28 protein-coding genes are annotated in these 26,418 nt (G+C 36.6%); 21 read left to right on the forward strand and 7 right to left on the reverse strand.

Translation table 11 applies throughout. From position 1 onward, the window contains the following. Nucleotides 1-2: 2 nt before the first annotated feature. Both BUE24_RS17580 and BUE24_RS17585 read right to left on the reverse strand, forming a co-directional pair. Nucleotides 3-872, reverse strand: coding sequence for a glucosaminidase domain-containing protein (locus tag BUE24_RS17580; RefSeq protein WP_073318780.1), 870 nt, complete (start codon nt 870-872; stop codon nt 3-5). 7 nt (nt 873-879) lie between these two features. Beyond that, nucleotides 880-1,815 carry a 1-aminocyclopropane-1-carboxylate deaminase/D-cysteine desulfhydrase gene (locus tag BUE24_RS17585; RefSeq protein WP_073318783.1) on the reverse strand — a complete coding sequence of 312 codons (936 nt, stop codon included), beginning with the start codon at nt 1,813-1,815 and terminating at the stop codon, nt 880-882. 85 nt (nt 1,816-1,900) lie between these two features. On the opposite strand from BUE24_RS17585, the gene BUE24_RS17590 reads away from it, so the two are divergent. Further along, nucleotides 1,901-2,827 carry a polysaccharide lyase family 7 protein gene (locus BUE24_RS17590; RefSeq protein ID WP_073318785.1) on the forward strand — a complete coding sequence of 309 codons (927 nt, stop codon included), beginning with the start codon at nt 1,901-1,903 and terminating at the stop codon, nt 2,825-2,827. Nucleotides 2,828-2,831: 4 nt separating this feature from the next. On the opposite strand, the gene BUE24_RS17595 is transcribed toward BUE24_RS17590, so the two are convergent. Then, complete coding sequence (locus BUE24_RS17595) at nt 2,832-3,158, reverse strand: hypothetical protein (protein ID WP_073318788.1); 327 nt, start codon at nt 3,156-3,158, stop codon at nt 2,832-2,834. Between the two features lie 28 nt (nt 3,159-3,186). Between BUE24_RS17595 and BUE24_RS24010 the strand changes: the two genes are divergently transcribed. The 3 genes from BUE24_RS24010 (at nt 3,187) to BUE24_RS17605 (ending at nt 4,698) form a co-directional block, all read left to right on the forward strand. Next, nucleotides 3,187-3,363, forward strand: coding sequence for a C1orf53 family protein (locus tag BUE24_RS24010; protein WP_170864623.1), 177 nt, complete (start codon nt 3,187-3,189; stop codon nt 3,361-3,363). 81 nt (nt 3,364-3,444) lie between these two features. After that, nucleotides 3,445-3,993, forward strand: coding sequence for a DUF4136 domain-containing protein (locus BUE24_RS17600; protein ID WP_073318791.1), 549 nt, complete (start codon nt 3,445-3,447; stop codon nt 3,991-3,993). 90 nt (nt 3,994-4,083) lie between these two features. Further along, on the forward strand, nt 4,084-4,698 hold the full coding sequence (locus BUE24_RS17605) for a DUF4230 domain-containing protein (RefSeq protein ID WP_073319558.1): 615 nt from the start codon (nt 4,084-4,086) through the stop codon (nt 4,696-4,698). 167 nt (nt 4,699-4,865) lie between these two features. Here the strand turns inward: BUE24_RS17605 and BUE24_RS17610 are convergent, their stop codons facing one another. The 4 genes from BUE24_RS17610 to BUE24_RS17625 form a co-directional block, all read right to left on the reverse strand. After that, nucleotides 4,866-5,555: an alpha/beta fold hydrolase gene (locus tag BUE24_RS17610; protein WP_073318793.1), complete on the reverse strand. Its 690-nt coding sequence runs from the start codon at nt 5,553-5,555 to the stop codon at nt 4,866-4,868. A 54-nt stretch (nt 5,556-5,609) separates the two neighbouring features. Next, complete coding sequence (locus BUE24_RS17615) at nt 5,610-6,533, reverse strand: leucine-rich repeat domain-containing protein (protein WP_073318796.1); 924 nt, start codon at nt 6,531-6,533, stop codon at nt 5,610-5,612. Beyond that, the gene (locus BUE24_RS17620; RefSeq protein WP_073318799.1) at nt 6,534-6,914 is read right to left on the reverse strand and encodes a nuclear transport factor 2 family protein; all 381 of its coding nucleotides are present in this window, start codon (nt 6,912-6,914) and stop codon (nt 6,534-6,536) included. It abuts the gene before it with no gap. Between the two features lie 64 nt (nt 6,915-6,978). Beyond that, a complete protein-coding gene (locus tag BUE24_RS17625) occupies nt 6,979-7,518 on the reverse strand; it encodes an AAA family ATPase (protein ID WP_073318802.1) in 540 nt (179 codons plus the stop codon). A 277-nt stretch (nt 7,519-7,795) separates the two neighbouring features. Here BUE24_RS17625 and BUE24_RS17630 point away from each other — a divergent pair, with 277 nt between their 5' ends. From BUE24_RS17630 to BUE24_RS17710, 17 genes are all read left to right on the forward strand, one after another. Continuing rightward, entirely contained in the window at nt 7,796-8,128 is a 333-nt protein-coding gene (locus BUE24_RS17630) for a single-stranded DNA-binding protein (protein WP_073318805.1), read from the forward strand. 194 nt (nt 8,129-8,322) lie between these two features. Beyond that, nucleotides 8,323-8,994 carry a Crp/Fnr family transcriptional regulator gene (locus BUE24_RS17635; RefSeq protein WP_073318808.1) on the forward strand — a complete coding sequence of 224 codons (672 nt, stop codon included), beginning with the start codon at nt 8,323-8,325 and terminating at the stop codon, nt 8,992-8,994. A gap of 28 nt (nt 8,995-9,022) precedes the next feature. Further along, nucleotides 9,023-12,553, forward strand: a complete 3,531-nt coding sequence (locus BUE24_RS17640; protein WP_073318811.1) for a bifunctional metallophosphoesterase/BamA family protein — start codon at nt 9,023-9,025, stop codon at nt 12,551-12,553. A gap of 35 nt (nt 12,554-12,588) precedes the next feature. Beyond that, nucleotides 12,589-14,199, forward strand: coding sequence for a glutamate synthase-related protein (locus tag BUE24_RS17645; protein ID WP_073318814.1), 1,611 nt, complete (start codon nt 12,589-12,591; stop codon nt 14,197-14,199). A gap of 19 nt (nt 14,200-14,218) precedes the next feature. Continuing rightward, nucleotides 14,219-14,707, forward strand: coding sequence for an outer membrane beta-barrel protein (locus BUE24_RS17650; RefSeq protein WP_170864624.1), 489 nt, complete (start codon nt 14,219-14,221; stop codon nt 14,705-14,707). Between the two features lie 26 nt (nt 14,708-14,733). Then, nucleotides 14,734-15,477: a hypothetical protein gene (locus tag BUE24_RS17655; protein ID WP_073318820.1), complete on the forward strand. Its 744-nt coding sequence runs from the start codon at nt 14,734-14,736 to the stop codon at nt 15,475-15,477. Nucleotides 15,478-15,482: 5 nt separating this feature from the next. Then, a complete protein-coding gene (locus BUE24_RS17660) occupies nt 15,483-15,872 on the forward strand; it encodes a DUF2721 domain-containing protein (protein ID WP_073318822.1) in 390 nt (129 codons plus the stop codon). 12 nt (nt 15,873-15,884) lie between these two features. Then, nucleotides 15,885-17,840 carry a thiamine pyrophosphate-binding protein gene (locus tag BUE24_RS17665; protein ID WP_073318825.1) on the forward strand — a complete coding sequence of 652 codons (1,956 nt, stop codon included), beginning with the start codon at nt 15,885-15,887 and terminating at the stop codon, nt 17,838-17,840. Nucleotides 17,841-17,842: 2 nt separating this feature from the next. Then, entirely contained in the window at nt 17,843-18,055 is a 213-nt protein-coding gene (locus BUE24_RS17670; protein WP_073318827.1) for a hypothetical protein, read from the forward strand. A gap of 2 nt (nt 18,056-18,057) precedes the next feature. Then, a complete protein-coding gene (locus tag BUE24_RS17675) occupies nt 18,058-18,456 on the forward strand; it encodes a hypothetical protein (RefSeq protein ID WP_073318830.1) in 399 nt (132 codons plus the stop codon). Next, complete coding sequence (locus BUE24_RS17680; protein ID WP_073318833.1) at nt 18,456-19,487, forward strand: Rieske 2Fe-2S domain-containing protein; 1,032 nt, start codon at nt 18,456-18,458, stop codon at nt 19,485-19,487. Before BUE24_RS17675 ends, BUE24_RS17680 begins: the two co-directional genes overlap by 1 nt. A 13-nt stretch (nt 19,488-19,500) precedes the next feature. Next, a complete protein-coding gene (locus BUE24_RS17685; RefSeq protein WP_073318836.1) occupies nt 19,501-20,298 on the forward strand; it encodes a hypothetical protein in 798 nt (265 codons plus the stop codon). A 5-nt stretch (nt 20,299-20,303) separates the two neighbouring features. Beyond that, nucleotides 20,304-20,954: a potassium channel family protein gene (locus BUE24_RS17690; RefSeq protein WP_073318839.1), complete on the forward strand. Its 651-nt coding sequence runs from the start codon at nt 20,304-20,306 to the stop codon at nt 20,952-20,954. A 4-nt stretch (nt 20,955-20,958) separates the two neighbouring features. Further along, complete coding sequence (locus BUE24_RS17695) at nt 20,959-22,200, forward strand: cation:proton antiporter (RefSeq protein WP_073319561.1); 1,242 nt, start codon at nt 20,959-20,961, stop codon at nt 22,198-22,200. 102 nt (nt 22,201-22,302) lie between these two features. After that, nucleotides 22,303-24,324, forward strand: coding sequence for a polyphosphate kinase 1 (ppk1, locus tag BUE24_RS17700; protein WP_073318842.1), 2,022 nt, complete (start codon nt 22,303-22,305; stop codon nt 24,322-24,324). Nucleotides 24,325-24,637: 313 nt separating this feature from the next. Next, on the forward strand, nt 24,638-25,576 hold the full coding sequence (locus BUE24_RS17705; protein WP_073318844.1) for a hypothetical protein: 939 nt from the start codon (nt 24,638-24,640) through the stop codon (nt 25,574-25,576). 31 nt (nt 25,577-25,607) lie between these two features. Continuing rightward, entirely contained in the window at nt 25,608-26,387 is a 780-nt protein-coding gene (locus BUE24_RS17710; protein WP_073318847.1) for a glycoside hydrolase family 25 protein, read from the forward strand. The last annotated feature ends 31 nt before the right edge of the window (nt 26,388-26,418 follow it).

Below are 26,418 nucleotides of genomic sequence, written 5' to 3' on the forward strand. Positions count from 1 at the left end.
ATTTAATTAAAATCTTCTTCCTCTTCTTCGGCGGCAACTCTTAGCACCTGCCCGATTTTGATATTATTATCGGCTAAATTATTATAAGCCTTTAGTTCTTCTACTGTTATCTTGTACCTTCTGGAAATAGAATACAGTGTGTCTCCTTTTTGTACCAAATGCCCACTACTTTCAGTCATTCTAGACACCACTGCTACCTCTTCTTTTCCAGGCTTTCTATTTTTCTTGCGGCCTAAAACCTGATCATCATATTTATCCAAATCATAGCGTTCTATAATACTAATGAGTTTCTGGGGATACTTCTTATCAGTAGCATATCCTGCTTCTCTCAGTCCCCTTGCCCAGGATTTATAATCTCTTTTACTAAACGTAAACAATCGGGCATATCGCTTTCTATTTTTCAAAAAGAGTGAATGGTCTCGGAATGACTCGCTAGCATGATCGTATTTCCTAAAACATTCTTGTAATCGATCATCATCGTGATATACTCTATCACCTTGCCAATCGTGACATTTAATTCCGAAGTGATTTTTTGCCCGCTGTGTAAGATCTCCATAACCAGCACCTGACTCCAAAATGCCCTGAGCAAGCGTTATACTGGCAGGAATCCCATAAGATTTCATTTCTTGTTTGGCAATACCAGCATATTCAAAAATATATTGTTGTACACGTTCTTGATAGGAAAGCGTAGTTGCCGGTTTTTTGGGGCTTTCTTTTACTACCTTTTTTTCTGTAGGCTTCTTTGTCTTGGCAACGGTAGTTTTATGAGATGGAACGGGTCTTTTGGTTCTGGAAGTCGAGGTTACTTTTTTACTTCCTCCACAAGAAATTAGAAAAAAAGTACCCAATAACAATACAATCAGTTTCTTCATCTTTGCATCAAATTGTGATAAGGGGTAGCTTCTTTTTCATTAATTTTTTATTCATTCCTGCTATACCCTGTACCCCTCCGGTATGCACGGCTAAAATACGAGTATTTTTTTTAAAAATACCCTTTTCTACAAGATCAAAAATCCCAAAAAGCATCTTAGCGGTATAGATAGGATCTAATGATATTTTTTGCTCTTTGTAGAACATATTGATAAACTCAATAAGCTCCAGATTTATTTTACCATAACCTCCAAAATGATAATCAGTAATCAGTTTCCAGCTCGTTCTGGACGTATATTTTTCTATTTCACCAGAAAGAAAATCACCTTTTAACGCAGGGAAACCTATTACCTCTTGATCTAAGGTAGCACCATTAATAATGCCAGAAATTGTCCCTCCCGTTCCCACGGGACAACAAATCACGTCGTACATCCCGTCCTGATCAGTCAAAATTTCTTCGCAACCTTTTACCGCCAAATCGTTAGTCCCACCTTCGGGGATTAGATAAAAATTACCGAATTCTTTGACAAGTTCTTGCAAAACTTCCTTGGTGTCCTTGGACCTGTAAGTAGTTCGATCCATAAACTTGAACTGCATCCCTTGCTTATTGGCAAAGTGTAACGTATCATTTTCTGATAACGTCTTAACTAATTGTACTCCCAATTCTTCTCCCCGGATTACCCCGATCGTTTGAAAACCCATTAATTTACCTGCCGCGGCAGTCGCTGCTATATGATTACTAAAAGCCCCACCAAAGGTAAGAATAGTAGCATATCCGGATGCTTTTGCTTCTATCAGATTATATTTCAACTTCCTGAACTTGTTCCCTGACACATGCTCATGCAATTGATCTTCACGTTTTATATGTAGAGTAACAGACGCAGTTTCTAAAATGGGATGCGTAATGAGTTGATTTTCTGAATATACAGTTTCCGAAAAAAGCATGAAAAAACAGTGATTTTAGTTGATCAAAAACCTGTTTATTTATTTTTTGTTATTTTTGGTCAACCAATTTAATGATTCTTGAGTTATGATTTTCAAAAATAGGCTTTTCGTATTAGTATTCCTTGGATTTGTTCTATGCCTTGCGAGCTGCAGTTCTTCTGAAGAACAAGAAGAACTTAATCCACCACCTGTTTCTGAAGAGCCTGATCCAGAACCAGACCCAGAAACTGAGGATGATAATAATAATGAACAAGAACGTCAGGCAAATGTTATCTGGAAAAATTGGTATTTATCAGTCCCTATCGATAGAGGTAACGGTAAAGCAACTTCGATATATTACGAAGCAATTGAAAATGATGAATTGACCGAAGAACAACGTCAGTACTTTTACAAAAATAGCGACGGAAGCTATACGTTTTATACCAAATTTACTGGTTTTACTACTTCTGGAGGTTACGATTTGGACCAAAGAAAATACTGCCGAACAGAATTAAGAGAATACTGGAGAGGTAATCAAACCACAACCGATAACTGGTCTATGGCAACCGGAACTCATATTATGGAATCTACCTTACAGGTAAACTATTGCAAAGGAAATAAGCAAACTTATGTAGGGCAAATACACGGAATTAAAAACGAAGCTTTGGGGCTTCAGAACTCTCCTGCAACCGTAAAAGTACAGTGGTATGATGGTGATATTGTAATTGAGTATTATCAAAAACCAGCAAGTGGAGAATGGACCAGCGACGGAGATGAAAAAATCAATATTGGACGTGTAGAGCATGAAAAATTTACCATTTTTCTTAAGGTTGAAGGTGGTAAATTATTATACAAACTGTACTGCGAAGCCAAAAACATCGATACTGAATACGTAACCGTTTATGATTATGTTGGAAATGGGTACCGTTATGAAAACTACTTCAAAACTGGAAATTATTTCAAATGGGATGATGATTATGAAGAAGATTCAGAAGTTGTGCTCTATGGTGTAAAAACCACTCATACTGAATAGCACACTACCAATATTTCATAAAACTCCAGAGTTTTCTCTTTTTCAGATAGTCGAGATCGTCTTCATTTTCATAAGCTTCTCTCTCAAAAGAGATATTTCTGTACGCCAGTTGCGAGTTTCGATATTGTATTACTCTTACGATATATTCTAAAAGATAGATGAGATAGAAGGGTAATACCAATAACTCGGCCTGCTGTCTTAAATGGATGCGTTCGTGATTGATGAAGCTTTCATCTTCCTTTAAGAATGAATCTTTGACCACAATAAATGGCCAGAGCGCAATCCCTACGAAATGTCTACCTATCAAATATTTGTTAACAACAACGCGCATATACCTGCAAGATACTTATTTTTGTATAATGAATGGTTCTAAAAAAATAATAACTCCAAAAGAGGGAGATTATTATATTACCCCAGAAGGGTATCGTTGTTTTACAGAACAATATCATCTAAGAAGAGGATATTGCTGTGAAAGTGGTTGCAGACACTGTCCATACGGATATGACAAGAAAACGAATAGTTACTCAAAAAAATAGTGTTACATCCCCTTATATGGTACGATTATTGTGACTTATTTTTTGCATAAGATGTTGTTAAACCTATAAAATCCAGGGATTATGAAATTTTTTTCACTTTTATCATTAATCCTTATCATAACACTTAGTTCTTGCACTACGGTAAGAGTTGCTTCAGATTATGATAAGAAGGCTAATTTTAATACATATAAGAGCTACGCTTTTTATAAACCGGGTATCGATAAGGCAGAAATTAGCGATCTCGACAAAAAACGAATTCTACGTGCTATTGAAGCGGATATGAACGCAAAAGGCTTCCAAAAGTCGGACAATCCGGATGTTTTGGTTAGTATTTTCACCAAGACCAGAGAAAATGTAAACGTATACCAAAATAACTGGGGCTGGGGCTGGGGCCCAGGATGGGGTTATGGATGGGGATGGAACCCATGGTTTTGGGGACCAAACTATAATTCTGTTTCTCGAGTTACTGAAGGCACCTTGTACATAGATCTTATAGACGCGTCTAAAAAGGAATTAATCTGGCAAGGTATGGGAACATCTGCTTTAACCAATAAAGTGGATAAAAAACAAGAAAAAATGAATGAAATTGTGGCGGCTATCCTAGAAAAATATCCTCCAGAATTGAATTAACAGATACAACAAAGTTAAACGCAACAGCCTTTCTTATACAGAAAGGCTGTTTTTTTATTGTACTTTTATAGAGAACTTGACAATACAACTATGCGAAACTTTCTACTAGGGGCAGTAATCATGGCTTTATTGGCTTTAGGAATTAAATACTTTATTGATTCCTCAAATACCCGAAAAACAGAATTGACATCGTCCGATCTTATTTTAAATCAGATCAAGAATGTTGGCAAACTTGTAGTTACCGAAGGTAATTTTGCTGAAGTAATTACATACAAAGATGCCAAAAAGTATTATTGGGATTTTTTTACAGCCAAAAAGGCCGCTGTTATTGTAGTTAATGCAACAGTACAAGTTTCTTACGACCTGAGTAAAATCGAGTACATTCTTAATCAAGAGAATAAAACAGTAACACTTACTCATATTCCAGAACCAGAAATCAATATCAATCCAGATATCAAATATCATAATCTTGTTTCTGGATTCTTGAATCCCTTTTCTGCAGAGGATCATAATGAAATTCAGAAAAAGGTAATAAAAGAGTTAGATCATAAGATCCGAAAATCTACCCTGATCACCAATTCTGAAAATCGTTTGATTAGCGAACTTCAAAAAATTTATATTCTCACCAATTCCTTGGGATGGCGATTAAAACACAATCACACAGAAATTACTAACGAGTCTGATATCAAGCAATTAATCGATTAATTTTGAACAAAAAAAGAAGGAAAGAGAGCTCTCTTTCCTTCTTCATATAAAACCTGTTAAAAGAAATTTGCTTTGTCCCTCAAACTTCTCGTTTTGATACAGATTATTGTTTTGTACTTATTAAACGCATCACTTCTAATATACCCCACCCCCTATCACAAAAAAAATTAATTATTTATAATATTTGTAATGAAGGACGCTAACTGCTCCTTGTTTACTTTCTCTATTTGGTGAGGAAAATCAGGAATTTCTTTCAATGTACTAAAAGGTAACAAATTGCTTACATGCTCTGATTCTTCTTTGGTCACCATAGTATCCAAACTTCCCAACAGTACAACCACTTCGGTTTGTATGGATCGCAACACTTGATCATCAAGAAGTGGTTGATTTCCTAAATCCCGCATTAAATTCCCCGTTTGAAGAACTACATTTTTCCAGTTTTCAGGACCGTGTAATTGTGCTAAATAATTGGCTAATTTTGGTACTTTTTCTTCAATCTTATCAGGATTAAGCATCTTCACCTCTTTGGCTGCAAATTCTGGAAACCAATCAAATTTTGTTCCCAAGGTGATAATTTTTCGGGCACTTCCAGGATACTTATGCTCAAGGTTTAATGCTATGTACCCTCCCATACTATACCCAAAAATGTAAACCTCCTTAAGATTATGAGACCGAATAAACGAATGCACATTATCCGTAAAAAGATCAATGCTAAAGTCTTTTGTCTCTGTTGTTCCTCCATGCCCATCAAAATTAAAGGCATGCACTTCAAGCTGTTGAGATAAAATACGTTTCAATTCCTGGAATTGATCTACGCACCCTAGAGCTCCATGGAGTAAAAGAATATGTTTTTTCATCTTAATTAGGATATAAATTTAATCGTGAAGAACTGTTTCATTTACACATTATTTTTAAAACAGCACTTTGGTATTCGTCAACTCTTCTTTAATTCTGATTTTCTCTGGTTCAGAAAACTCATTTTGGCTCAAATCCAATACCGCAAGCGTTTTTAAAGACTCTAAACTTTTGGGTAAACTGCTTAAACCAGATTTTCTAATCAAAAGCACCTTTAGGTTCTGCAGTTGTTTCAACTGATTGAGTAACAATTCAAGGTTCATATTTGGGTTCTCATCCAGCACCAAACCCTCTAAGTTTTGCATCAACGTTAATTCTTGAGGAAGATCTGTAAACTGGTTCGCACTCAATACCAAAATTTTTAATGACGGCATTCGAGATAATACTTTGAAACCTTTGGAAAGATCTAGTTTCGGGTTATGACTTAAATGAAGTTCTTGTAAACTTCCTAAATCCACCATTTGTTCAGGAAGTAGGGATATCTCATTTCCGGAGAGATATAAAAAATCCAGTTTCTTTATCTCTTTAAGAGTCTTCATACTTTCTGCCAAATCCAATTGATTATGGGCTAGATCAACTTCCCTAAGATTAGGGAAATGAATAAAAACTTCTGGAGTATGTGTGAAACTATTTTTCCTAAGGTTAATTACCCGTAATTCTTGTAAGCTCTTTAAATCATCTGGAAGCATGCGCAAATTATTATCTTCTAGATTCAATAAGGTAAGTGCTTTTAATTGGTCGATTCCAGAAGGTAATTCTTCAACATTGCATCCAGGAACATACAAACTAGATAGTTGTATAAGTTGACCAGCCTGTTTTTCCAGAACCGAAATGTTTGAACAATTCAAGCTTAGTGTTTTTACTTTTTCCGGTGCTTCAAAAACACCCTCTACCAAATCGTTTGGGTTCTGCTTTTGAGCATATATTGTTGGCAACAATAAGCCTGTAGTCACCATGGCAATAATTACAGATCTTAACATCTAACTTTTATCTTTTATACTACTAATTTTATTCCCTTTAAATGTAAATTCCGAAACACCTTTGAGTTGCAAGGTATCCCCGCTTTTCATCCCATTTGGAAGATCTACCGCCAAAATCCCTTCATAGTCTATTGTAATACGGACTAGGTCTGTATCAAACTGCCATGACGTAATGGTTTGTTTTCTTTCTTTAAAAAATGATGTAGCAGACTCTGCTTGTTTTATAAAACCATCTAACCCTTCTATCTTCAAATCCAGGGTATCTCCCTTATAATTTTCGAAGATAATATCTTGATCCAAATCTCGAATCATCCCTTCTACGTCAAAATTGTTGTAAGAATTGACATAGTTTTCTATCATTCGTTTTTGTTCATTTTGCATAGTATCATTTTTTTTACAGCTTATCAAAACTCCAAACACTATGAATATCCAAAGACACCTCATATTAGATCGTTTTTAATTTGGTCATCACCAGATGTACTTTATTTGGTAACTCCAAACTTCCATCTATTTGCAAAACAGGGCAGTCCAGTTTTTTCATCCAATTCTTGTGAATCTTAAGTGATCTTCCCTCAAAATCATCATTTTCGTACCGATTAGCCCATTGCAAAAAAGCTTTTGAATTTTTCTGAATCTCTTGATCTGTTTCTAACAAATTCCCGTATCGTTCATTTTCTCTTTTCTGAAGTCTATCCATCCTTTCCTCATTATCCAAATACAGAAAAATAGCCAAATCAAAGGCTACCTCCCATTCTTTTCCCCAGCTTACCATAGAACCACTCATCACCACATGATCATAATGTTCAAAATCTTGCTTCAAATGCTCATTTCGTTCTTGTAATGGCACTTTTTCGACAAACAGAGGTTCTGTTTTTCTCCAATAATAATCATCAACATCCAAATGCACAAAACCTGTTTCTTTTTCAATAGCCTTACCTAATGTTGTGGTTCCCGAACCGGAAGCTCCAAATATTAATATTTTCATCAAACTGATTTATAATTATGCATCAGAACATATATCATTATGCATGCATCCAGCCATTTACATTCTAAAATTAACTAATTCCCAAATAAAAACACATATCCAACACTATTTATAAATTACTGAAAAACAATCCTATAAAAGTTTTCAAACGACTACAAACGATTACAAACGAAATTAAATGCTTCCTAACCGAATCCCGTTTGAACCTGATACTATGTTTGCATCGTCGAAACATCAGAATTCGATAGTATCAATTGTTTAACGAAAACTAAAAATTATGAACACGCTTAAAAACAAAGTACAGTTGATTGGAAACTTAGGACAAGAACCAGAAATCGTAAACTTAGAATCTGGAAAAAAATTGGCAAAATTCTCTATTGCTACCAATGATTACTATTACAACAAATCCGGAGATAAAGTCACGGATACACAATGGCATAATATTGTTGCATGGGGTAAGACCGCAGAAATCATTGAAAAGTATGTAAACAAAGGACAAGAAGTAGCTATCGAAGGGAAGCTCACCTCAAGAAGTTATGAAGATAGTGATGGTCAAAAGCGATATATTACAGAAGTTGTATGCAACGAATTACTCATGCTTAGCAAATAAATTCGTAAGATCGAAACTATAAATACGACTATTAAGGCTCCTGAACGGAGCCTTTTTTATTGGATTTTGGGTAACCAAACTATCCAAAACAGGTAGTTTGTCGTCTGAAGTAAGTTTTGAAAAATTAACACAGTCAGGGTGTTATCAAAATTCATTATTTTTAACAATACTAACTATATAAACCAATTTCTTTTTTGAACACGTATACCAAATATTGGTTTCTTGAAGGGTTTAATCTTTTTCAAAAACTCGGACGCATTACCATGATGCGTATGTGCGAAATTCTTGAAATGGAGAACATCAACAAAGGAGAAACCATTCACCTGATCAACAAGGATGAGAAAAATATTTTTTTTCTTAAAAAAGGAAGCGTAAAAATTGTTGATACTTCAAACGATACTACAAAGTACTTAGTAAAAAAAGGAAACATTTTTGGAGAACTATCTTTATATGACGACTTATCGTCAGCAGAAGAAAAAGCAATTGCTTTAGAAGACTGTATCATTTGCTATATAGAAGCCGATAGAATGGAAAAAATCATGCAAAAACACCAATCCTTAAAAAATGGTGTACTCAAAGTGTATGGTTTACGAATAAAAAAACTGGAACGCAGGCTTCAAGACTTATTATACAAAGATAGCACTTCCCGAATCACTGATTTTATTACCGATTATATACAAGAATTCGGACAAGTAGAAAATAATAGAATGATAGCCAAAAACCTGCTATCACATAAAGATATTGCCCACTTAACCAACACCTCAAGACAAACGGTTAGTAATGTTTTGAGTGTATTACGTAAAGAAAATATCATTGATTATGATTCTCAATACGTTTCTATGCTCAAAAAACCTATACCGACATAAAACTAGCAAAAGACACCTTATACTAATTATGAAATTCACACAACCAAAAATCATCTCGACACTCTTCTTTGTATTTGCTTTTTCTGTGCTATACAGTCAAGAAAGCGAAATAGAGAATTCGATATACATTACTGCAAATACCAGTAATGATATTGACCTAGATGTACTACAACAGATCGTCAAAGCATCAGATCAACAAAAAAACAACACCTTATTATTGGTTGGTAATATTGCTGACCCAGCCAGTATTAAAGAAAATTCCACAAAAACTACGATAGGAAAACAATTGGATGTTATCGAAGATTTTAATGGGCAGATTATACTCACTCCCGGATACAACGAATGGAAAGTATCGGGCTATAAAAACGTCAAAAGAATCGAAAAATTTGTTCAGGATAACAGTGCCGCCAAGTACTATCCCGACGATGGATGCCCTATCAAGAAAAAAGACCTCTCCGAAAACGTAGTCTTAATCGCTGTAGATTCTCAATGGTATCTCGAAAACTGGGATAAAAATATCTACATCAATGACAATTGTGAGATTCAAAATCGAACACAGTTCTATGATGAGTTTGAAAGTGTGCTGAAAAAGAATCAAGATAAAATTAAGATCGTTGCTATTCATCATCCGGTTTTTTCAAACTCTACTTCGGGTTTAATTGCTAGAACTGGAGGTATGTCTACTCAGGATTTTCAGAACAAACAATATACAGACTTACGAAATAAATTACTTACTCTAGCACGCCAACGAGAAAATGTCATCTTTGCTTCTGGGAAAGATCAAAACCTGCAATACATCAATAAATATAGCATTCCCCAAATCATTAGTGGTGCCGTGGGAAATACAAAAGGTGTGCGATCGGTGATGAAAGGTGATTTTGGTGCTTCGCAAATGGGATATGCCAAATTAGATGTGTTTAAAAGTGGAAAGGTCACCGTTTCTTTTTTCTCCAGTACCGATGCTCCTATATTTTCTACGACCATCTTTTCTGGAGATGTTTCAGAACTTTCCTATAATTTCAAATCAAAAAACAGTTTTGAAAAAACCACAACATCTTCTGTATACACCAAAGAAGAAACCACAAAAGGAAAATTATATCGTGGACTTTGGGGAGACCATTATCGAAAATATTACAGCACCCAAGTGGAAGCTCCCATAGTATTCTTAGACACCTTATTTGGTGGACTACAACCAATACGCCGTGGAGGAGGACATCAATCTAAATCCCTTCGATTAGAAGACAAAGATGGAAGACAGTTTGTAATGCGAGCCTTAAGAAAAAGTGCTACTAAATTCTTACAAGCGACAGCATTTCAGGATAAATACGTTGAAGAAGATTTACAAGATAGTTTTGCAGATCGATTTTTACTGGATTTCTATACCTCTGCCCATCCCTACACTCCGTTCGCAGTGGGTACACTTGCCGATGCTGCGGATGTATACCATACCAATCCTAAACTTTTTTATGTGCCTAAACAAGAAGCGTTAGGAGTATACAACGATGAATATGGAGATGAACTCTACATGATCGAAGAACGTGTTGCCTCGAATCAAAACGAGTTAGAAAGTTTTGGGAAACCCAAAGATATCCTAAGTACAAATGATGTGTTGATGGAGATTCGAAAAACCGGAAAATCTATTGTCGACGAACCTTCTTACATACGTGCCCGATTATTTGATATGCTTATCGGAGATTGGGATAGGCACGAAGATCAATGGCGTTGGGCGCGATTCGAAAATCCGGATGGAACCGAAGTATGTAAACCGATCCCTAGGGATAGAGACCAGGCATTTTCTGTATTTGATGGTAGTGTACTCTCATTTTTGAGATTTGCAGTACCCTTTATACGAATGATGCAGTCTTTTGATGAAGAGTTACCCAATACCAAGTGGTTCAACTTTGAGCCTTACCCACTCGACCTTACCTTTATCAATAAATCCAATTGGGAAGATTGGCAACTGCAAATTCAATATATCCAGAACAACCTAACCGACGAGGTGATAGAAAAAGCTTTTAACGAGATTCCTGATGAAGTGAAAGGAGAAACTATTGAATCCCTTAAAACCAAACTAAAAGGAAGAAGAGCTAATCTTGAAAATATTGCCAGAGCTTATTATTTGTACATCAACAAATTTGAAGTAGTGGTCGGGACTCAAAAAAATGATGATTTTGTCATCGAAAGACTTCCCAATGGACAGACTTCTGTGAACATTCAACGTAAAGATCTTGAGATTTTCAATCGTACCTTCTCCAAAGAAGAAACCAAAGAAATTTGGTTATACGGCCTAAATGGTAATGATTCTTTTAAGGTTCAGGGACAAGGTGATCATCCAATCATGGTTCGGATTATGGGTGGAAGAAAAAATGACACTTACGATTTTAGGAATAGAAGAAAGGTGAAACTTTATGACTACAAATCAAAAGATAATACCATCGTACACAAAAATTCAAGAAAGTGGCTGGTCGATTCTTATGAGATCAATAATTATGACTACAAAAAACGCCGCTATCACGTGAATCAGGTATTACCTTTGTTAGCCTTTAATCCCGACGACGGATTACGAATTGGGGTTCAAAATACCTTTACACAATATGGTCTGCAAAGAAACCCTTTTACTCATAAGCAATCTATTGGTGCATCGTACTATACAGGCTCGTCAGGGTTTGATGTATCGTACAATGGGGAGTTTTCTAATATTTTTTACAATTGGAATTTTGGTGTAGAAGCCAAGTACAACAGTCCTACTTTTGCGATTAACTTTTTTGGATTTGGTAATGACACCGAATACGACAGAGACGAAGTAGATCTGGACTTCAACCGAACTCGAATTGAGAAATTGAGTGCTGCGATTTCTCTGATATGGAGAGGTCGAGATGGAGGTAACTTTTACTTCAAACCGCTATTCGAATCTTTTGAGGTTGAAAACACCGATGGACGATTCATCAATATCGTACCCGCCACCAACGATGTTTTTGAAAGACAAAACTATCTGGGAGCTGAAGCACATTATCATTTTGCCAACAAAAACGACCTTGCTTTTCCTACATACGCACTTAATACAGGTATCACAGCAGGATATAAAACCAATATTGATGGCGGAGATAATGAAAATAGTTTTGCCTATGTAAGACCTTATTTTTCTATAGATCATAGTCTTTCTAAAAGAGGCAACTTTGTGCTGGCTACAAAAGTTCAAGCCGAAGCTATACTTGGTGACGATTTTGAGTTCTATCACGGGACTAAAATTGGAGGAAACAACGGACTACGTGGTTTCAGGAACGAACGCTTTAACGGTAAATATTCCTTATACCAAAATATTGACTTACGCTGGCAACTAGGAAAATTCAAGACAAGTTTTATCCCTTTAAAATACGGAGTAACCGGTGGGTTTGATCATGGTCGGGTTTGGGTTGAAGACGACGATTCAGATACCTGGCATACTTCAGTAGGAGGAACTTTTTGGATTAGTGGTTTAGACACTTTTTCGGCAAATGCAGGTTTATATGGCACCGAAGACGGAGCACGATTTGTGTTTACTGTTGGATTCGCTTTTTAGAACAAAAAATAAACTTTTAACATACGCTCACACTTATGAAAAAACCGGTTGTAATTGCACAGGTTAGCAAGTTGGAAACCAAAACACCAACACATGCCATCGTAAATGGCTTGGATTTAGTTATTGTTAAATACGAAGATGATATTTCTGTTCTCTATGGCCGATGCCTGCACAGAGGTGCTTTGATGGCTGATGGTCATATCGATGGGCACAACCTGATTTGTGGTGTGCACGATTGGGACTATCGCTATGATACAGGAGTTTCAGAATATAATAACAAGGAAGTATTACATAAGTTTACAGCACAAATAAAAGGAGATGATTTATTGGTAGATGAGGAAGAAATCAACCAATACTTGGTGGAACACCCACAACCTTTCAATAGAGAAGAATATTTGGGGGCTTATGCTGATACTCATCCAGAAGATACAGAGCCGTATACCAATTACATTAAACATCTGGCTCAATATGGTCTAAAAAAAGTAGGCCATCACGGGTTTTCAGAAGCAATGGGAGTGGATCGAAACACCCTTCCCAAATGGGAAAATATACAATTTCTACCTGCTCAATTGGCAAAGAAACCTTTATTAGATCACGAAGAAGTTGCCACCAAAGTAGTGATCGGACCAAGGGCAAAAAAACCGTTAACCCTCAATATTCCTTTGTTTGTGAGTGATATGAGTTTCGGAGCTTTATCGAGAGAGGCAAAGATTGCGCTATCCGCTGGTGCAGAAATGGCTGGAACTGGAATCTGTTCTGGAGAAGGCGGAATGTTACCCGATGAGCAAGCCGAAAACTCAAGATATTTTATGGAATATGCTTCTGCCGGATTTGGTTTCTCCTGGGATCGCGTTCCCAAAGTGCAAGCATTTCATTTTAAAGGTGGACAAGGTGCCAAAACAGGTACCGGAGGGCATCTCCCTGGAGAAAAAGTAAAGGGAGAAATCGCAAAAGTTCGTGAGTTAAAAGAAGGTGAAGCAGCAATATCTCCTGCCACCTTTACAAACCTGGTTACTGTAAAAGATTTTAGAGATTGGGGAGATAAGGTCCGTGAAGTATCTGGTGGAATTCCAGTAGGATTCAAGTTGGCCGCAAGTCACATCGAAAAAGATATTGCCTTTGCACTTGAAGCCGATGCAGATTACATTATTTTGGATGGACGTGGAGGTGGAACCGGAGCCGCACCTACGGTTTTGCGAAATAACATCAACGTTCCTACAATTCCTGCCCTGGCTCGAGCCAGAAAATTTTTGGATCAGCAAGGTGTAAAGGACGTTACCCTGGTCATTACTGGTGGACTTCGTATAGCAGAGGATTTTGCCAAAGCCATGATGCTTGGTGCCGACGCCATTGCTGTTTCTAATGCAGCCATACAGGCAGTAGGTTGTGTAGGTATGAGAGCCTGTAATACTAATAATTGCCCAGTGGGAGTTGCCACTCAAAAAGAACATCTAAGAGCACGATTAAAAATCCAATCCTCAGCCAGGCAATTGGCCAATTATTTTGAAGCCTCTACAGAATTGATGCAAGTCATTGCCAGATCTTGTGGTCACAATGATATCCGACAATTCAATTTTGATGATCTGACCACTTTTGATTATGACATGCATCGACTAACGGGCATTAACTATGCGGGTGTGCTATAAAATACTGTTAGTCGTTATTTTGAGCTTTCCCTCAACGCTGTTAGGTCAACAAGGATGGATGCTAGGTTTTGCCCCATCCCTAGAACTTGAAGAAAATTTGATAGGCTTTAATGCAAGAGGGTACTACGGAATTAACGAGCATTTTTGTTTTGGTCCAGAAGTAACCCTATTCCCAAAGCAAGAAGTAGAAAATAATTATGAACTAAAAATAACCGAACTCAACTTCAATGCACATTACATCTTTGAAGTGTCTCATAAAATTGGAATGTATCCATTATCCGGTATTAATTATACCATTGAGCAAGAGCAAGATTCAAACACTTTGGAAGAGGAAAAAGAAGAGGCTTTTGGAATCAATTATGGGTTTGGAGTACACTATAATCTAGGAAAAACTTTTGCTTTTGCTGAGTTTAAAGGAGTTTCGGGAGCATTGAATGACGAATTTATTACGGTTGGAGTTGTTTTTGTTTTTCTAAAAAACGAAAAGCAAACATCGCATAAAGAATAGGTAATAACACACAAATAAACCTTAACATGACAAATCAATTGCACTTGGCAGCACAATATCTGGCTGCAGCAGGAATCAGTTTTTTAGAGAAAAAAGATGATGATAGCCATACAAACCTTGGATTTTCAACAGAAAATGCCATTTTATCTACTCGTAAATTAGGAGATAAAGAGATCCGACTTTGTTTAAATTACAATCTTTTCACTTTAGAATGGAACGGACCGGACATTGCTAATTCATTGAAATTAGATGGCACTTCGCATGCCGAAATAGTACAATGGATTCAACAAATGGCTCATCAATATGGGTTAGGAATCTATAGCTATGATCTACATTATGATCTGCCCTACAAAATTCAAGAGGATTACACGTTTACACTTCAGGATAAACATCAACTGGAGACACTAAAAAAGCACCGTATCCTGGCTAATACGGTCATTCAACAATTTCTAAACGATAACCATCTAAGTTCAGAAATACGTATATGGCCTCATCATTTCGATACTGGCGCATTTACCCCTCTGGAGGATGAATCTGGGCTGGCTATTGGACTGGGAATGGCAATCCCCGATACCATGATCGACGACTATTATTTCTACATCAGTGCCTATCAAGGACATGATGGTATCGACACATCCAATTTTTCTTCTCTTACCGCGGGTGAATGGAAAAATGAAGGCTTTAAAGGAGCTGTATTGGCAATTAGTGATATCGATCATACAACCGGAGTACGTTTTTTTAACGAAGCATTTCAAGCTTATAAAAACTAAACTCTATGGAAAACTGGTATATTCCTGCAACGATCATTCCCGGGATTGGATTATTGATCCTTTCTACCTCCAACCTCCTCATAAATCTAAGTACAGAGATTAAAGGACTAATAGAACAGGATGGAATGAATCAAAATCTAATTGAACAAAAATTAAAGCAGTTAAAATTTCTGAACAGTGCGATGGTATTTCTATATATCGGAGTAGCTAGTTTAGTTATTTCAGCTTTAGTTTCAGGTCTATACAAAAGCGCTGACAGCAATTTTGAATTTTCAATTTATATCTCTATAGCAGGAATTGTTAGCGTACTTCTCGGGTTAATCATACTGATTATTTACTCATTTAGAGCAGTACGGATACGACAACAGCAATTTCATCAAAAAACAAATAACTAAACACACAAATTCATGGCATCAAACAAAAAAACAGTATGGTACAAAGTACTGGACAACAAAGATCGACTCCCAGAAGGCAGAGTACAAACCGTTACTGCGGGGCATCAAGGTATTTGTCTTACGCATTTTGAAGGAAAGTTCTCTGCACTAGACAATAGTTGTCCGCACCAGGGAGGACCGCTTGGAGAAGGTTCTATAGAGAATGGAATGTTACGATGCCCATGGCATGGTTGGGATTTTCATCCTTGTACGGGATTATCCCCAGGTGGATTTGATGACGGTGTAACGACCTTTGATGTTAAGGAAGAAGAAAATGCAATATACGTAGGTATCCCTGAAGAAGGTGAGCATCAAGAAACTATCTCTGACGTTATGATCCAAACTATGGTCAATTGGGGCATAGATACGGTATTCGGTATGGTGGGGCATAGTAATTTGGGAGTTGCAGATGCTATGAGAAGACAAGAACAAAAAGGAAAATTACGTTTCTTCGGAATTCGTCACGAAGGAGCAGCTGCCTTTGCTGCTTCAGGATATGCAAAACTAACAGGAAAACCCGCCGCTTGTTTTGGAATTGCAGGACCAGGAGCCACCAATATGTTTACAGGGATGTGGGATGCCAAAGTTGATCGTGTACCATTATTAGCGCTTTCGGGACAAGTACATACGCAGGTTGTGGGTACAGGTGCATTTCAGGAAGTGGATTTGACCAAAGCTTTTAACAGCGTTGCCGAGTTTAATCATGCAGTACACCTCAACTCTAATCATAGTGAATTAATGTCTTTGGCATTAAAGCATGCTTTGATCAAAAGAGACGTTTCTCACCTCACTTTCCCTGATGAAGTTGCCTTTACCGCTAAGCCAGAAAAAGAAAAAGCGCAAACACCAGAGAATCGTATTACCCCCTTTAATATTTCTCCACCCAAAGAAATGCTTACCAAAGCCATTGACATGATCAAATCTGCAAAAAGACCAGCAATAATTGTAGGGCATGGAGCACGTTTTGAAATGGAGAGCATCATCGAATACGCAGGTACGCTTAACTGCCCAGTGATTACCACTTTCAAAGGAAAAGGTTTGATCCCAGATGATCACGAATTGGGGTGCGGTGTATTAGGACGCAGTGGAACACCTATCGCCTCATGGTTTATGAATGAAAGCGATCTTTTGATTGTTTTTGGTGCCTCGTTCTCTAATCACACGGGGATCACTCCCAAAAAACCAATCATCCAGGTAGATTTTGATCCTATGGCGCTGAGCAAATTTCATAAAGTTGACTGTGCGTTGTGGGGTGAAATTTCTGAAACTTTAACCGTAATACGAAAAGAAACTGAAGGAACTACGCAGAGTATTGATCATCGCAAAGAAATTGCTTCCCGTTGGCAAATATGGCGAGATGAGAAACAAAGTAGGCTTCAGGACTCTAGTACTGCCGGCATTAGTTCTATTGCTGTATTTGATGCCATGAACAAGGTAACTCCAGATAATGCGGTTATTGCGGTGGATGTAGGTAACAACACCTATTCTTTTGGTCGATATTTTGAGCCAAAACAACAATCCATTCTTATGTCTGGGTATTTAGGGTCAATTGGGTTTTCATTACCAGCAGCTATGGGAGCTTGGGCAGCACAAGGTGATCAAAGACCGATCTGGTCGGTATCTGGTGATGGAGGTCTAGGGCAATACCTGGCAGAAATTTCTACTTTGGTAAAATATCAAATGAATATTAAGCATATCGTGCTTAACAATTCTGAACTGGGTAAAATTTCCAAAGAACAACGGGCCGCAGAACTCGACGTATGGCAAACCTCTCTACACAATCCAAGTTTTGCTGATTTTGCCAATAACTGTGGTGCTTTGGGTATCAAAGTAGAAAAATTAGAAGACTTGATTCCTGCAATGGAAAAATTAAGAGATCACCAAGGTCCTGCACTTCTGGAAATAATTACAGACGTAAACCTTATCTAACTATGGAAACTTTGATAAAAATAATCCCTGTGCTCATACTCATATACTTTGGTATTGGAGTTTTATTTGGTATCTATTTCTTTGCTAAAGGAGCTGCCAAAATAGATTCGTTGATTTCGGAGAGCAAATGGACAGTACGGTTATTCTTGGTTCCTGGTGCTATTGGATTGTGGCCTATTTTATTGATTAAAATCTTGAAAACTTCAAAATCTTAATTATGACTTCTGGACAACGAAAAGCACATAAACTCATCTGGATGTTTCTGGTTATTGCAATTCCTGTATTTGTGATTTTTGCTTTAAAAAGTATCAAAGAACCCTTTATTACGGATAGTGATCTTAGCAGCAGAGAAGAAATCACAGGGAAATTGATCCTGGATGATGCACAATTTCAAATCCAATTATTGGATAAAAGCAATATACAAATCATCTTAAAACGCCCTCTTAAAAGTGCTTCCTCTTCGGTATATGGAATTTCGTCGAATAACGAAAGTGAGATTTTTTTGGGAGTTCTGGATAAAAAAGGCATTTATCAATTTCAGATCAACCCAAACTGTAAAAGCATTAAAATTCAAGATGACATTAAACATATCAACCTTTTTAACATCGAATTGTAATGGGAGTAAATTATCAAACCGTTCTATGGAACAAGAATAAAAAAGTATATGATAAATGGATTGGTATTGGGATCTTGGTTTATCTGATATGCTTTATCGGTATCACGGTGGCTACAAATCCAGCAACAAGTATAGAAACCTTGATCATAAGGGCATTCGGAACTTTGGCTATTGCTCTTTTACATATTGTTTTGGTAATCGGTCCATTAGCCAGACTGAACACTAATTTTCTTCCTTTGCTATACAACAGAAGACACCTTGGAGTAAGTATGTTTCTAGCCGCTTTGGTGCATGGGGGTTTTTCTATATTTCAATTTCATTCCTTGGGAAATGTAAATCCGATTTATGCTTTGGTCACCTCTAATATGGATTATGATTCACTGACTCATTTTCCATTTCAGGTGCTTGGTTTTTTTGCATTGATCATTTTGTTCTTGATGGCTTCTACCAGTCATGATTTTTGGTTAAAAAACCTTTCTCCAAAAACCTGGAAAAGACTTCATATGCTAGTATATTTTGCCTATGCACTAATTATCATGCATGTTTTTCTTGGTGCTTTTCAACAACAGCCTTCTTTTGCATCCATAGGTATTTTGATTTTTGGATTTATCATAATTGCCTCGCTACATTTGATTGCTGCTTTTAAAGAAACCAGAATTGATGCTACGGTAACCCAAGATACTGAAGACGGATGGGAATATGTTTGTGATGTTAATGACATTCCTGAAGACCGAGCCAAAATATTTATCGTAGAAAAGGAACGTGTTGCTGTCTTCAAATACAACAACCAATTATCTGCGATTTCAAACGTATGTAAACACCAAGGTGGACCTTTGGGAGAAGGAAAAATAGTCGACGGTTGCGTGACCTGCCCGTGGCATGGATATCAGTATTTGCCACATAATGGACAATCTCCTCCTCCATTTACAGAAAAAGTAGCGACTTATGAGCTTCGTATTCAGAATAAAAAAGTGTATATCCTTCCTACCCCGCTGCCCGAAGGAACTGAAGTTACTCCTATACTCATTTAAAAAAACAGAACTCATGAAAAAAAGAGAAGACGAATTTTATATTGGTTATGTGGATGGTATAGGGCAACATACCAAAAAAACAGTACGGCAATTTGTGCTGTTTGGACTGCTAGCTGTCATCTTAATCGCTTCCATTTTTGCATTTACGCAAAATCGATTTAAGAATAGCACTTTTGAATTAGCTACAACGACCAAAATCATGGGAGTTTATCACGAAAACCCATATCCAATGCTTAAAGTGAAAACCGGAGAAAACACGTTTAAAAATATCTTATTGCTGGGCTTTGGGAAATTTAGTGCTAACCCTTACTTAAAAAAGATCCGGAATAAGTCAGGTTCCATCTCCGGAAGTATGATCAGTATCGAGGGTAATCTCATTTATTACAATGGCAAAACCCTATTGCAAATTACAAATGATGAAAAAGTAACATTACTGGAAACAGGACAAGCACATCAAGCTCCAAGACCTTCTACTATAGCCAAAAACATGGAGTTAAAAGGAGAAATTGTAGATCCCAAATGCTATTTTGGTGTGATGAAACCAGGAAAAGGGAAAATACATCGCAGTTGTGCTGCCTTATGTATTTCAGGAGGGATTCCACCTGTTCTGGTAACCAGTGATGACAATAACATTTCTGAATATTATCAAATTACTGATCAAAATGGCAAAGCCATACATAAGGATATTTTACCCTTTATTGGTAAGCCCTCACTACTTTCTGGACAGATAGTACAGCTAGAAGACTGGTATCAAATTAGGATTGACGTGAACACTATACAAGAATTGGATTTACCTTCCAGAATTTATTAAATCATATGTCGAAGACCTTAGAAGTATTATCCAAATACAAATACCTTATTGCATTAATAAGCGTATTTAATTTTCTATTAACTCCTATTCATGCGAGTATTTCTTCTATACAACCTGCACACCCGGTAGTAATCAATTATACCTTAGTCATATTAGCGAGTTCTTTAATTGCTTCAGACTCCAGAAAGAGGATTAGAACCTATGCTTTGGGAGCCATTACCTTAGTTTTTATCTGGATAGAATTTTCTTATCCCAATCACATGGGTATCTTAGCCTGTCGTCTTGCCTCTTCTTTGGTATTGTTCTCTCACTTTTGCTTACTGTTAATTCATCAACTAAGAAAGATTCGCACCATGAACCTTCAATTTATTTTGGGGCCGATTTTAGGTTTTATTTATCTGGGAATTATTGGAGGTATTTTTTTTGAAACTGTACACCTAATTGATCCTTCTTCCTTCCGGTTTCATAGCGATATCTCTGGATATGTATACTATTATTTCAGCTTTATTAGCATTACTACTGTGGGTTATGGAGATATTACCCCTATTACACCGCAAGCTCAAGCGATAACTCTTGTTCTCAATGTTATTGGGCAATTTTATCTCGCTATTGTTATTGCTCTTTTTGTTGGTAAATACATTAATGAAAAAAAATAACATCATGTTACAATCCTTCAGTATTATCTTTTCTATCGCTGCTCTTTATAGTTATATCAACTACAAATGGTTAAAGCTACCCACAACTATTGCGTTGATGATTATGAGCCTCGTGACCATTCTTATCATCACGATAAGTAAAAGTATTTTTCCTGCATTTTACCAGTTTTTTTGTGACATCATTGTCAATTCAGATTTTAAGACCCTGCTATTAGATGGCATCTTGAGTTTCTTGCTCTTTGCTGGAGCATTGCATGTAAACATTGAAGATCTAAACAAAGAAAAATGGTCGATTATCTTGTTTGCATCCTTAGGAGTTCTTATTTCAACTTTTGTCGTGGGAGGATTGCTTTATCTGATTGCTAATCCAATGGGAGTATCTCTTCCCTTTTTGGATGCCTTATTATTTGGTGCCTTAATCTCTCCCACTGATCCTATTGCCGTTATGGCCATACTTAAGAAAGCAAATATTTCAAAAAGTCTGGGTATTAAAATAGAAGGAGAATCTCTCTTTAATGATGGGATTGGTGTTGTTGTCTTTTCTGGTATCCTAATTTTGGCTGGAATGGGTGAACATGATATAGAAAGTTCTATCGGTTCAGAAATTGGAAAACTTTTCCTGGAAGAAGCCGTAGGAGGAATAGCATACGGTACTGCACTTGGGTTTCTGGGATATTACACGATCAAATCGATAAAAGAAAACCCTCAACTTGCTGTTATGATTAGCCTTGCCATTGTAATGGGGGGTTATGCCATCGCCTCTATGATACATGTATCTGGCCCACTGGCAATGGTAGTTACCGGAATGGTTATCGGCAACAAATTGAATATTAAAAGTAATACAGGCCCCACCCGAAAACTAATTAATGAAATATGGGAAGTTTTGGATGACGTGTTTAATGGTATTTTATTTGTTCTAATAGGGTTGGCAATACATTTACTCAAATACGATCCACTGCACCTTACCTTAGGGATAATCACTATCTTAATAGTTCTTCTTTCTAGGTTTATTTCGGTATTGTTACCTTATTCTTTGTTACGACATACTGAGGATAGTCCTATCAAAACAGTAAGTGTGCTTACCTGGGGAGGTTTGCGAGGTGGGATTTCGGTAGCTTTGGCGTTAAGCCTTTCTGATAATGCTTCTTCCGAAGTTATATTGTATATTACCTATGTAGTTGTGATTTTTTCAATAATTGTTCAAGGCTTAAGTATCGGAAAACTAGTTAAAAGATTGTATCGATAATATCCATCATCTTTTTTTACATAAAAATAACACTAACATCATATGTAATTTTGGCATCAAGAGCTTTAGTGTCATTATATTTCAAAATTAAACCTTAAGAATATGGCGCTCATATCAAAGAAATACTATAACAGAGATCTATCATGGTTACGTTTCAACCATAGAGTATTGCAAGAAGCTGCAGATCAAAACAACCTGTTATACGATCGTATTAAATTCTTGGCCATCTTTTCTTCTAATCTTGATGAGTTTTTTAAAGTACGAGTTTCTGATATTAGAAAGATTAAAGATCTTGATAAATCCCTTCGCAAAAAACTAATTACCAAACCCAATAAGCTATTAAAAAAAATAAAGAAGCAAGTGCATCTTCAACAAGAAGAATTCGGAGCCATTTTTGGTAATCAGATTCTCCCTGAATTGGAGAAAGAAGGCATCTATTTAATTGATCATAATGCATTTTCACCATCCCAAAAAATAGTAGCAGAAAGCTATTATAAAGAACATTTAGTGCATAAAACACAGGTTCTTATTGATAGCGTGCAAAAAAATGAAAGTGTTTTTATAGAGAATGAGCAATTGTATCTTACTTCGCAATCCAATACTTCAGAAGTTGTTATCGTAAAAATCCCCAACGACACGAGTCGATTTGTGACGTTTCCATCAGAAGGCGGGAAACACTACATCACCTTTGTAGACGACATCCTGAAATACAATCTGGCTCAGGTTTATGCAGAAAAAGGATGTTCTGATTTTTATGCTATCAAAATATCCAGAGATGCAGAATTATACATAGACAACGAATATTCTGGAGATCTTCTCACCAAAATTAAAGATTCGCTAGGCAATCGAGATACAGGTCAGGTTACCCGATTATTAATCGATCGATCGATGCCTGATAAACTACTAAGTCGTATTAAAGACATTTTAGATGCCAACGAAACTGATGTTTTATGGGGTGGAAGCTATCATAATTTTAAAGACTTTTTTGGTTTTCCTAATCCAACAAACAAAACCTTTACCGAAGATGCTGTAGCACCAATATATGACAGTCAACTTCAAAAGTTCGATACCATTTTTGAGGCAATTAATGAAAAAGACCGATTGCGTTATTATCCTTACGAATCTTTTGACGATTTACTTCGTTTGGCCCAAGAAGCTGCTGAAGACGAAACCGTAAGCCAAATAAAAGTAACACTCTATCGGGTGGCGAAACAATCTGGAATAGCAGAGGCATTACTGAAGGCTGCAAAAAATGGGAAAGAAGTTTTTGTTTTTATTGAGACGAAGGCACGATTTGATGAAGAAAATAACATCAGGTGGGGTAAAATTTTGCAAGACAATGGGGCCAAAGTAATGTATAGTTACCCTGGCATAAAAGTACATTCAAAAATCCTGCTAATAGAGCGTATAGAAAATGGTATCGCCAAAAACTATGGCTATATCAGTACAGGAAATTTTAATGAAAAGACCTCCAAAATATACACCGACTTCGGTCTGATGACCGCTAATCAAAAAATAACTTCGGAACTCAATCAGGTTTTTCAACTATTAGAAGGAAATAGCATACTCCCAAAAACTAAAAAACTATTAGTTTCTCCTTTTTCTACACGTAACACTTTCGAAAAATTAATTAGAAATGAAATCGAAAATGCGTTAACCGGTCAAGAAGCCTACATTATTTTGAAATTAAATAGTCTCCAGGATCAGGGGATGATCGATCTTTTATATCAGGCTAGTAATGCAGGGGTAAAAATTCGACTTGTAGTACGAGGCATTTGTTGTCTTGTTCCTGGTATCGAAGGACAAAGTAAAAATATCTATGTGACCAGTATTGTAGATCGGTTTTTGGAGCATGGTAGGGTATATATATTCGCTAATGGCGGAAAAGAGAAAATGTATATCGGATCGGCCGATTGGATGACACGTAATCTTGATCACAGGATCGAAGTGATTACTCCAATTCTGGATCAAGATGTATATGCTAAAATTAGAAAGGTAGTACAATTACAAATTGAGGACACTGTAAAATCAAGAATCATCGATGAAGATCAAAGTAACGATTATGTGAGTGGTTCTAAAAAAATACGTGCTCAGATGGAAACTGTACAAGCTCTAGCTCAATAGCTACGTAGTTTTTCTTTATTTATCTAATGCTATGATTATCGCAGAATTTTTAGACAGGTTTATAGAAGTACTAATATCTACCGTATTTCCAGATAAAATATCTATGCATTTTCACCAAATGAGGTGGACATCAAGAGCACTAAGATTCCTGTAGGGTGTAATTACAACGACATTATTAAGCAGGCTTTAGGTTATTATTTGTGCCATAGGTAATAATCGCTAATTTTCAATTTTACGTAAAAACACGTACAAATTGTTAGGGGTAAAATATTTATCTTTAAGATAGCACAACAACTTTTAAACCTAACCTGTCATGAGTACCAACCAAGCATTGACAACCGTATTCCAAAAAGATAAAATTTGGATTCTTATCGTTACTTCTATTTTGATCATTATTGGTTTCACCAATCTCCTTACAACTCCAGCTATTGACTTTTTGACCAATGTAAATAGTGATATGATGCTGAGTCTTGGGATTGCGATGGAATTAAAAAGTATAGCTTCTAGTATTGACAGTTCCAAAATCCCACTAATCGGAGGGTTAGCAACAGAGCTCGAAGATATTTTTACACGTGCTATCAATTATCTGGCATTTTCTAATATTGTTCTTGGTGTTCAAACCATTTTGGTGAATATGGGTAAATCCTTACTATTCAAAATACTACCCGTTTTTTTTATAGTTGGAATATTCTTTAAAAAATACAACCAAATTGCGTTGCGATTATTGATTATATCCCTTTTGATTAATCCTGGATTAGCATTATACGTGAATGGTATTCACTATGTTTCAGACACTATGGAACTAAGTTTGGGGTCAGACCTACACAAGCAACTGTCTGAAATAAAAAACAAGTATGAGGCGAAAAAAGAAAAACTAAAGGTAAAACAGGAAAGTAAGAAGGAAAAACAACTAGAAAAAGCCAAAGAAAAAGGGCATGAGGACATTAGCCTATTCAAAAAAGTGGAAGATGCCGTAGTTGACAAAGTCGAAGATGTTGGAGTAGATGTTAGCGAAGGAGTATCCGAAACTTTTCAGATTCTCAAAGAGGGTAAAAAAGAATTGATGAAGCTCATCCTTAATATGGTGAGTAATCTGGCCGTACTCTTCTTGGTTTTGCCACTATTATACTTCTACATTATGGGACTAGTTCTGAAAAAATTCTTCCATTTTTCAGGATTAAATCTTATCGGCACTCAAGAAATAGATAACCTTAAAAAACTTGGTAAAGATTTCGAATCCAGTAATCACTAACCAACACAACATACTCAAAAAACCTTATCTTATGAAAAAAGCAGCATTTTTCTTACTTACGCTATGTTTGATGATATCATGTAAAAAAGAACAGGAAAACATAGAAGTCCAACAACCAGACGTTGAAAAAAAAGAAGTGATTAAAGATCTGTGTACCTCTGAGGAAGAGAGAATCCGAACGGAACCCAGTATACTGGGGATGGATATTTCACATTTTCAGGGAGAAATACAATGGAACAAAATAAAAGCAGATGGTGTCAACTTCGTATACATGAAAGCCACTCAGGGAACAACCTTTAAAGATCCCAGATTTGAAAAGAACCATGCGGCGACCAAAAAAAATTGCTTGTATAGAGGGGCATATCATTTCTATGAAACAGGAAAAGATCCCAAAAAACAAGCACAAAACTTTACTGAAACCGTAAAAGAACTAATTCCTGGTGATCTACCACCTGTGTTAGATTTGGAAGAATTAGGAATGCAAACTTCGGTCACCAAAGAAATGTACGAAACCAACACACTACGATGGCTCAAAATAGTTGAAGAAAAATTAGGGGTTCGCCCTATTATTTACAGCAATCCTACTTTTGCCAATGCGTATCTTAAACATCCGGAGTTTGCTAACTATAAACTTTGGATAGCAGATTATACCAAGGGAGCATCTCCTACAATGCCTTATACCTGGAAGGATAAAAGTTGGACATTTTGGCAACGTACGGATAGCAAAAAATTAGAAGGAGCCGAAGGAAAAATCGATTACGATCTGTTTCAAGGCGATGCCGACTCTTTTCTGAAAATGATAAAAAAATAGTGCTAAAGATCCTGTAGTATTGATTACCTTG

Source organism: Aquimarina spongiae (genome assembly GCF_900141785.1).
GTDB classification, from domain to species: Bacteria; Bacteroidota; Bacteroidia; order Flavobacteriales; family Flavobacteriaceae; genus Aquimarina; species Aquimarina spongiae.

What these genes read in the sequence shown, in the direction of transcription:
- BUE24_RS17580 (WP_073318780.1), bottom strand. Translation starts at nt 872, where the DNA reads ATGAAGAAACTGATTGTATTGTTATTGGGTACTTTTTTTCTAATTTCT.
- BUE24_RS17585 (WP_073318783.1), bottom strand. Translation starts at nt 1,815, where the DNA reads ATGCTTTTTTCGGAAACTGTATATTCAGAAAATCAACTCATTACGCAT.
- BUE24_RS17590 (WP_073318785.1), top strand. Translation starts at nt 1,901, where the DNA reads ATGATTTTCAAAAATAGGCTTTTCGTATTAGTATTCCTTGGATTTGTT.
- BUE24_RS17595 (WP_073318788.1), bottom strand. Translation starts at nt 3,158, where the DNA reads ATGCGCGTTGTTGTTAACAAATATTTGATAGGTAGACATTTCGTAGGG.
- BUE24_RS24010 (WP_170864623.1), top strand. Translation starts at nt 3,187, where the DNA reads ATGAATGGTTCTAAAAAAATAATAACTCCAAAAGAGGGAGATTATTAT.
- BUE24_RS17600 (WP_073318791.1), top strand. Translation starts at nt 3,445, where the DNA reads ATGAAATTTTTTTCACTTTTATCATTAATCCTTATCATAACACTTAGT.
- BUE24_RS17605 (WP_073319558.1), top strand. Translation starts at nt 4,084, where the DNA reads ATGCGAAACTTTCTACTAGGGGCAGTAATCATGGCTTTATTGGCTTTA.
- BUE24_RS17610 (WP_073318793.1), bottom strand. Translation starts at nt 5,555, where the DNA reads ATGAAAAAACATATTCTTTTACTCCATGGAGCTCTAGGGTGCGTAGAT.
- BUE24_RS17615 (WP_073318796.1), bottom strand. Translation starts at nt 6,533, where the DNA reads ATGTTAAGATCTGTAATTATTGCCATGGTGACTACAGGCTTATTGTTG.
- BUE24_RS17620 (WP_073318799.1), bottom strand. Translation starts at nt 6,914, where the DNA reads ATGCAAAATGAACAAAAACGAATGATAGAAAACTATGTCAATTCTTAC.
- BUE24_RS17625 (WP_073318802.1), bottom strand. Translation starts at nt 7,518, where the DNA reads ATGAAAATATTAATATTTGGAGCTTCCGGTTCGGGAACCACAACATTA.
- BUE24_RS17630 (WP_073318805.1), top strand. Translation starts at nt 7,796, where the DNA reads ATGAACACGCTTAAAAACAAAGTACAGTTGATTGGAAACTTAGGACAA.
- BUE24_RS17640 (WP_073318811.1), top strand. Translation starts at nt 9,023, where the DNA reads ATGAAATTCACACAACCAAAAATCATCTCGACACTCTTCTTTGTATTT.
- BUE24_RS17645 (WP_073318814.1), top strand. Translation starts at nt 12,589, where the DNA reads ATGAAAAAACCGGTTGTAATTGCACAGGTTAGCAAGTTGGAAACCAAA.
- BUE24_RS17655 (WP_073318820.1), top strand. Translation starts at nt 14,734, where the DNA reads ATGACAAATCAATTGCACTTGGCAGCACAATATCTGGCTGCAGCAGGA.
- BUE24_RS17660 (WP_073318822.1), top strand. Translation starts at nt 15,483, where the DNA reads ATGGAAAACTGGTATATTCCTGCAACGATCATTCCCGGGATTGGATTA.
- BUE24_RS17665 (WP_073318825.1), top strand. Translation starts at nt 15,885, where the DNA reads ATGGCATCAAACAAAAAAACAGTATGGTACAAAGTACTGGACAACAAA.
- BUE24_RS17670 (WP_073318827.1), top strand. Translation starts at nt 17,843, where the DNA reads ATGGAAACTTTGATAAAAATAATCCCTGTGCTCATACTCATATACTTT.
- BUE24_RS17675 (WP_073318830.1), top strand. Translation starts at nt 18,058, where the DNA reads ATGACTTCTGGACAACGAAAAGCACATAAACTCATCTGGATGTTTCTG.
- BUE24_RS17680 (WP_073318833.1), top strand. Translation starts at nt 18,456, where the DNA reads ATGGGAGTAAATTATCAAACCGTTCTATGGAACAAGAATAAAAAAGTA.
- BUE24_RS17685 (WP_073318836.1), top strand. Translation starts at nt 19,501, where the DNA reads ATGAAAAAAAGAGAAGACGAATTTTATATTGGTTATGTGGATGGTATA.
- BUE24_RS17690 (WP_073318839.1), top strand. Translation starts at nt 20,304, where the DNA reads ATGTCGAAGACCTTAGAAGTATTATCCAAATACAAATACCTTATTGCA.
- BUE24_RS17695 (WP_073319561.1), top strand. Translation starts at nt 20,959, where the DNA reads ATGTTACAATCCTTCAGTATTATCTTTTCTATCGCTGCTCTTTATAGT.
- ppk1 (WP_073318842.1), top strand. Translation starts at nt 22,303, where the DNA reads ATGGCGCTCATATCAAAGAAATACTATAACAGAGATCTATCATGGTTA.
- BUE24_RS17705 (WP_073318844.1), top strand. Translation starts at nt 24,638, where the DNA reads ATGAGTACCAACCAAGCATTGACAACCGTATTCCAAAAAGATAAAATT.
- BUE24_RS17710 (WP_073318847.1), top strand. Translation starts at nt 25,608, where the DNA reads ATGAAAAAAGCAGCATTTTTCTTACTTACGCTATGTTTGATGATATCA.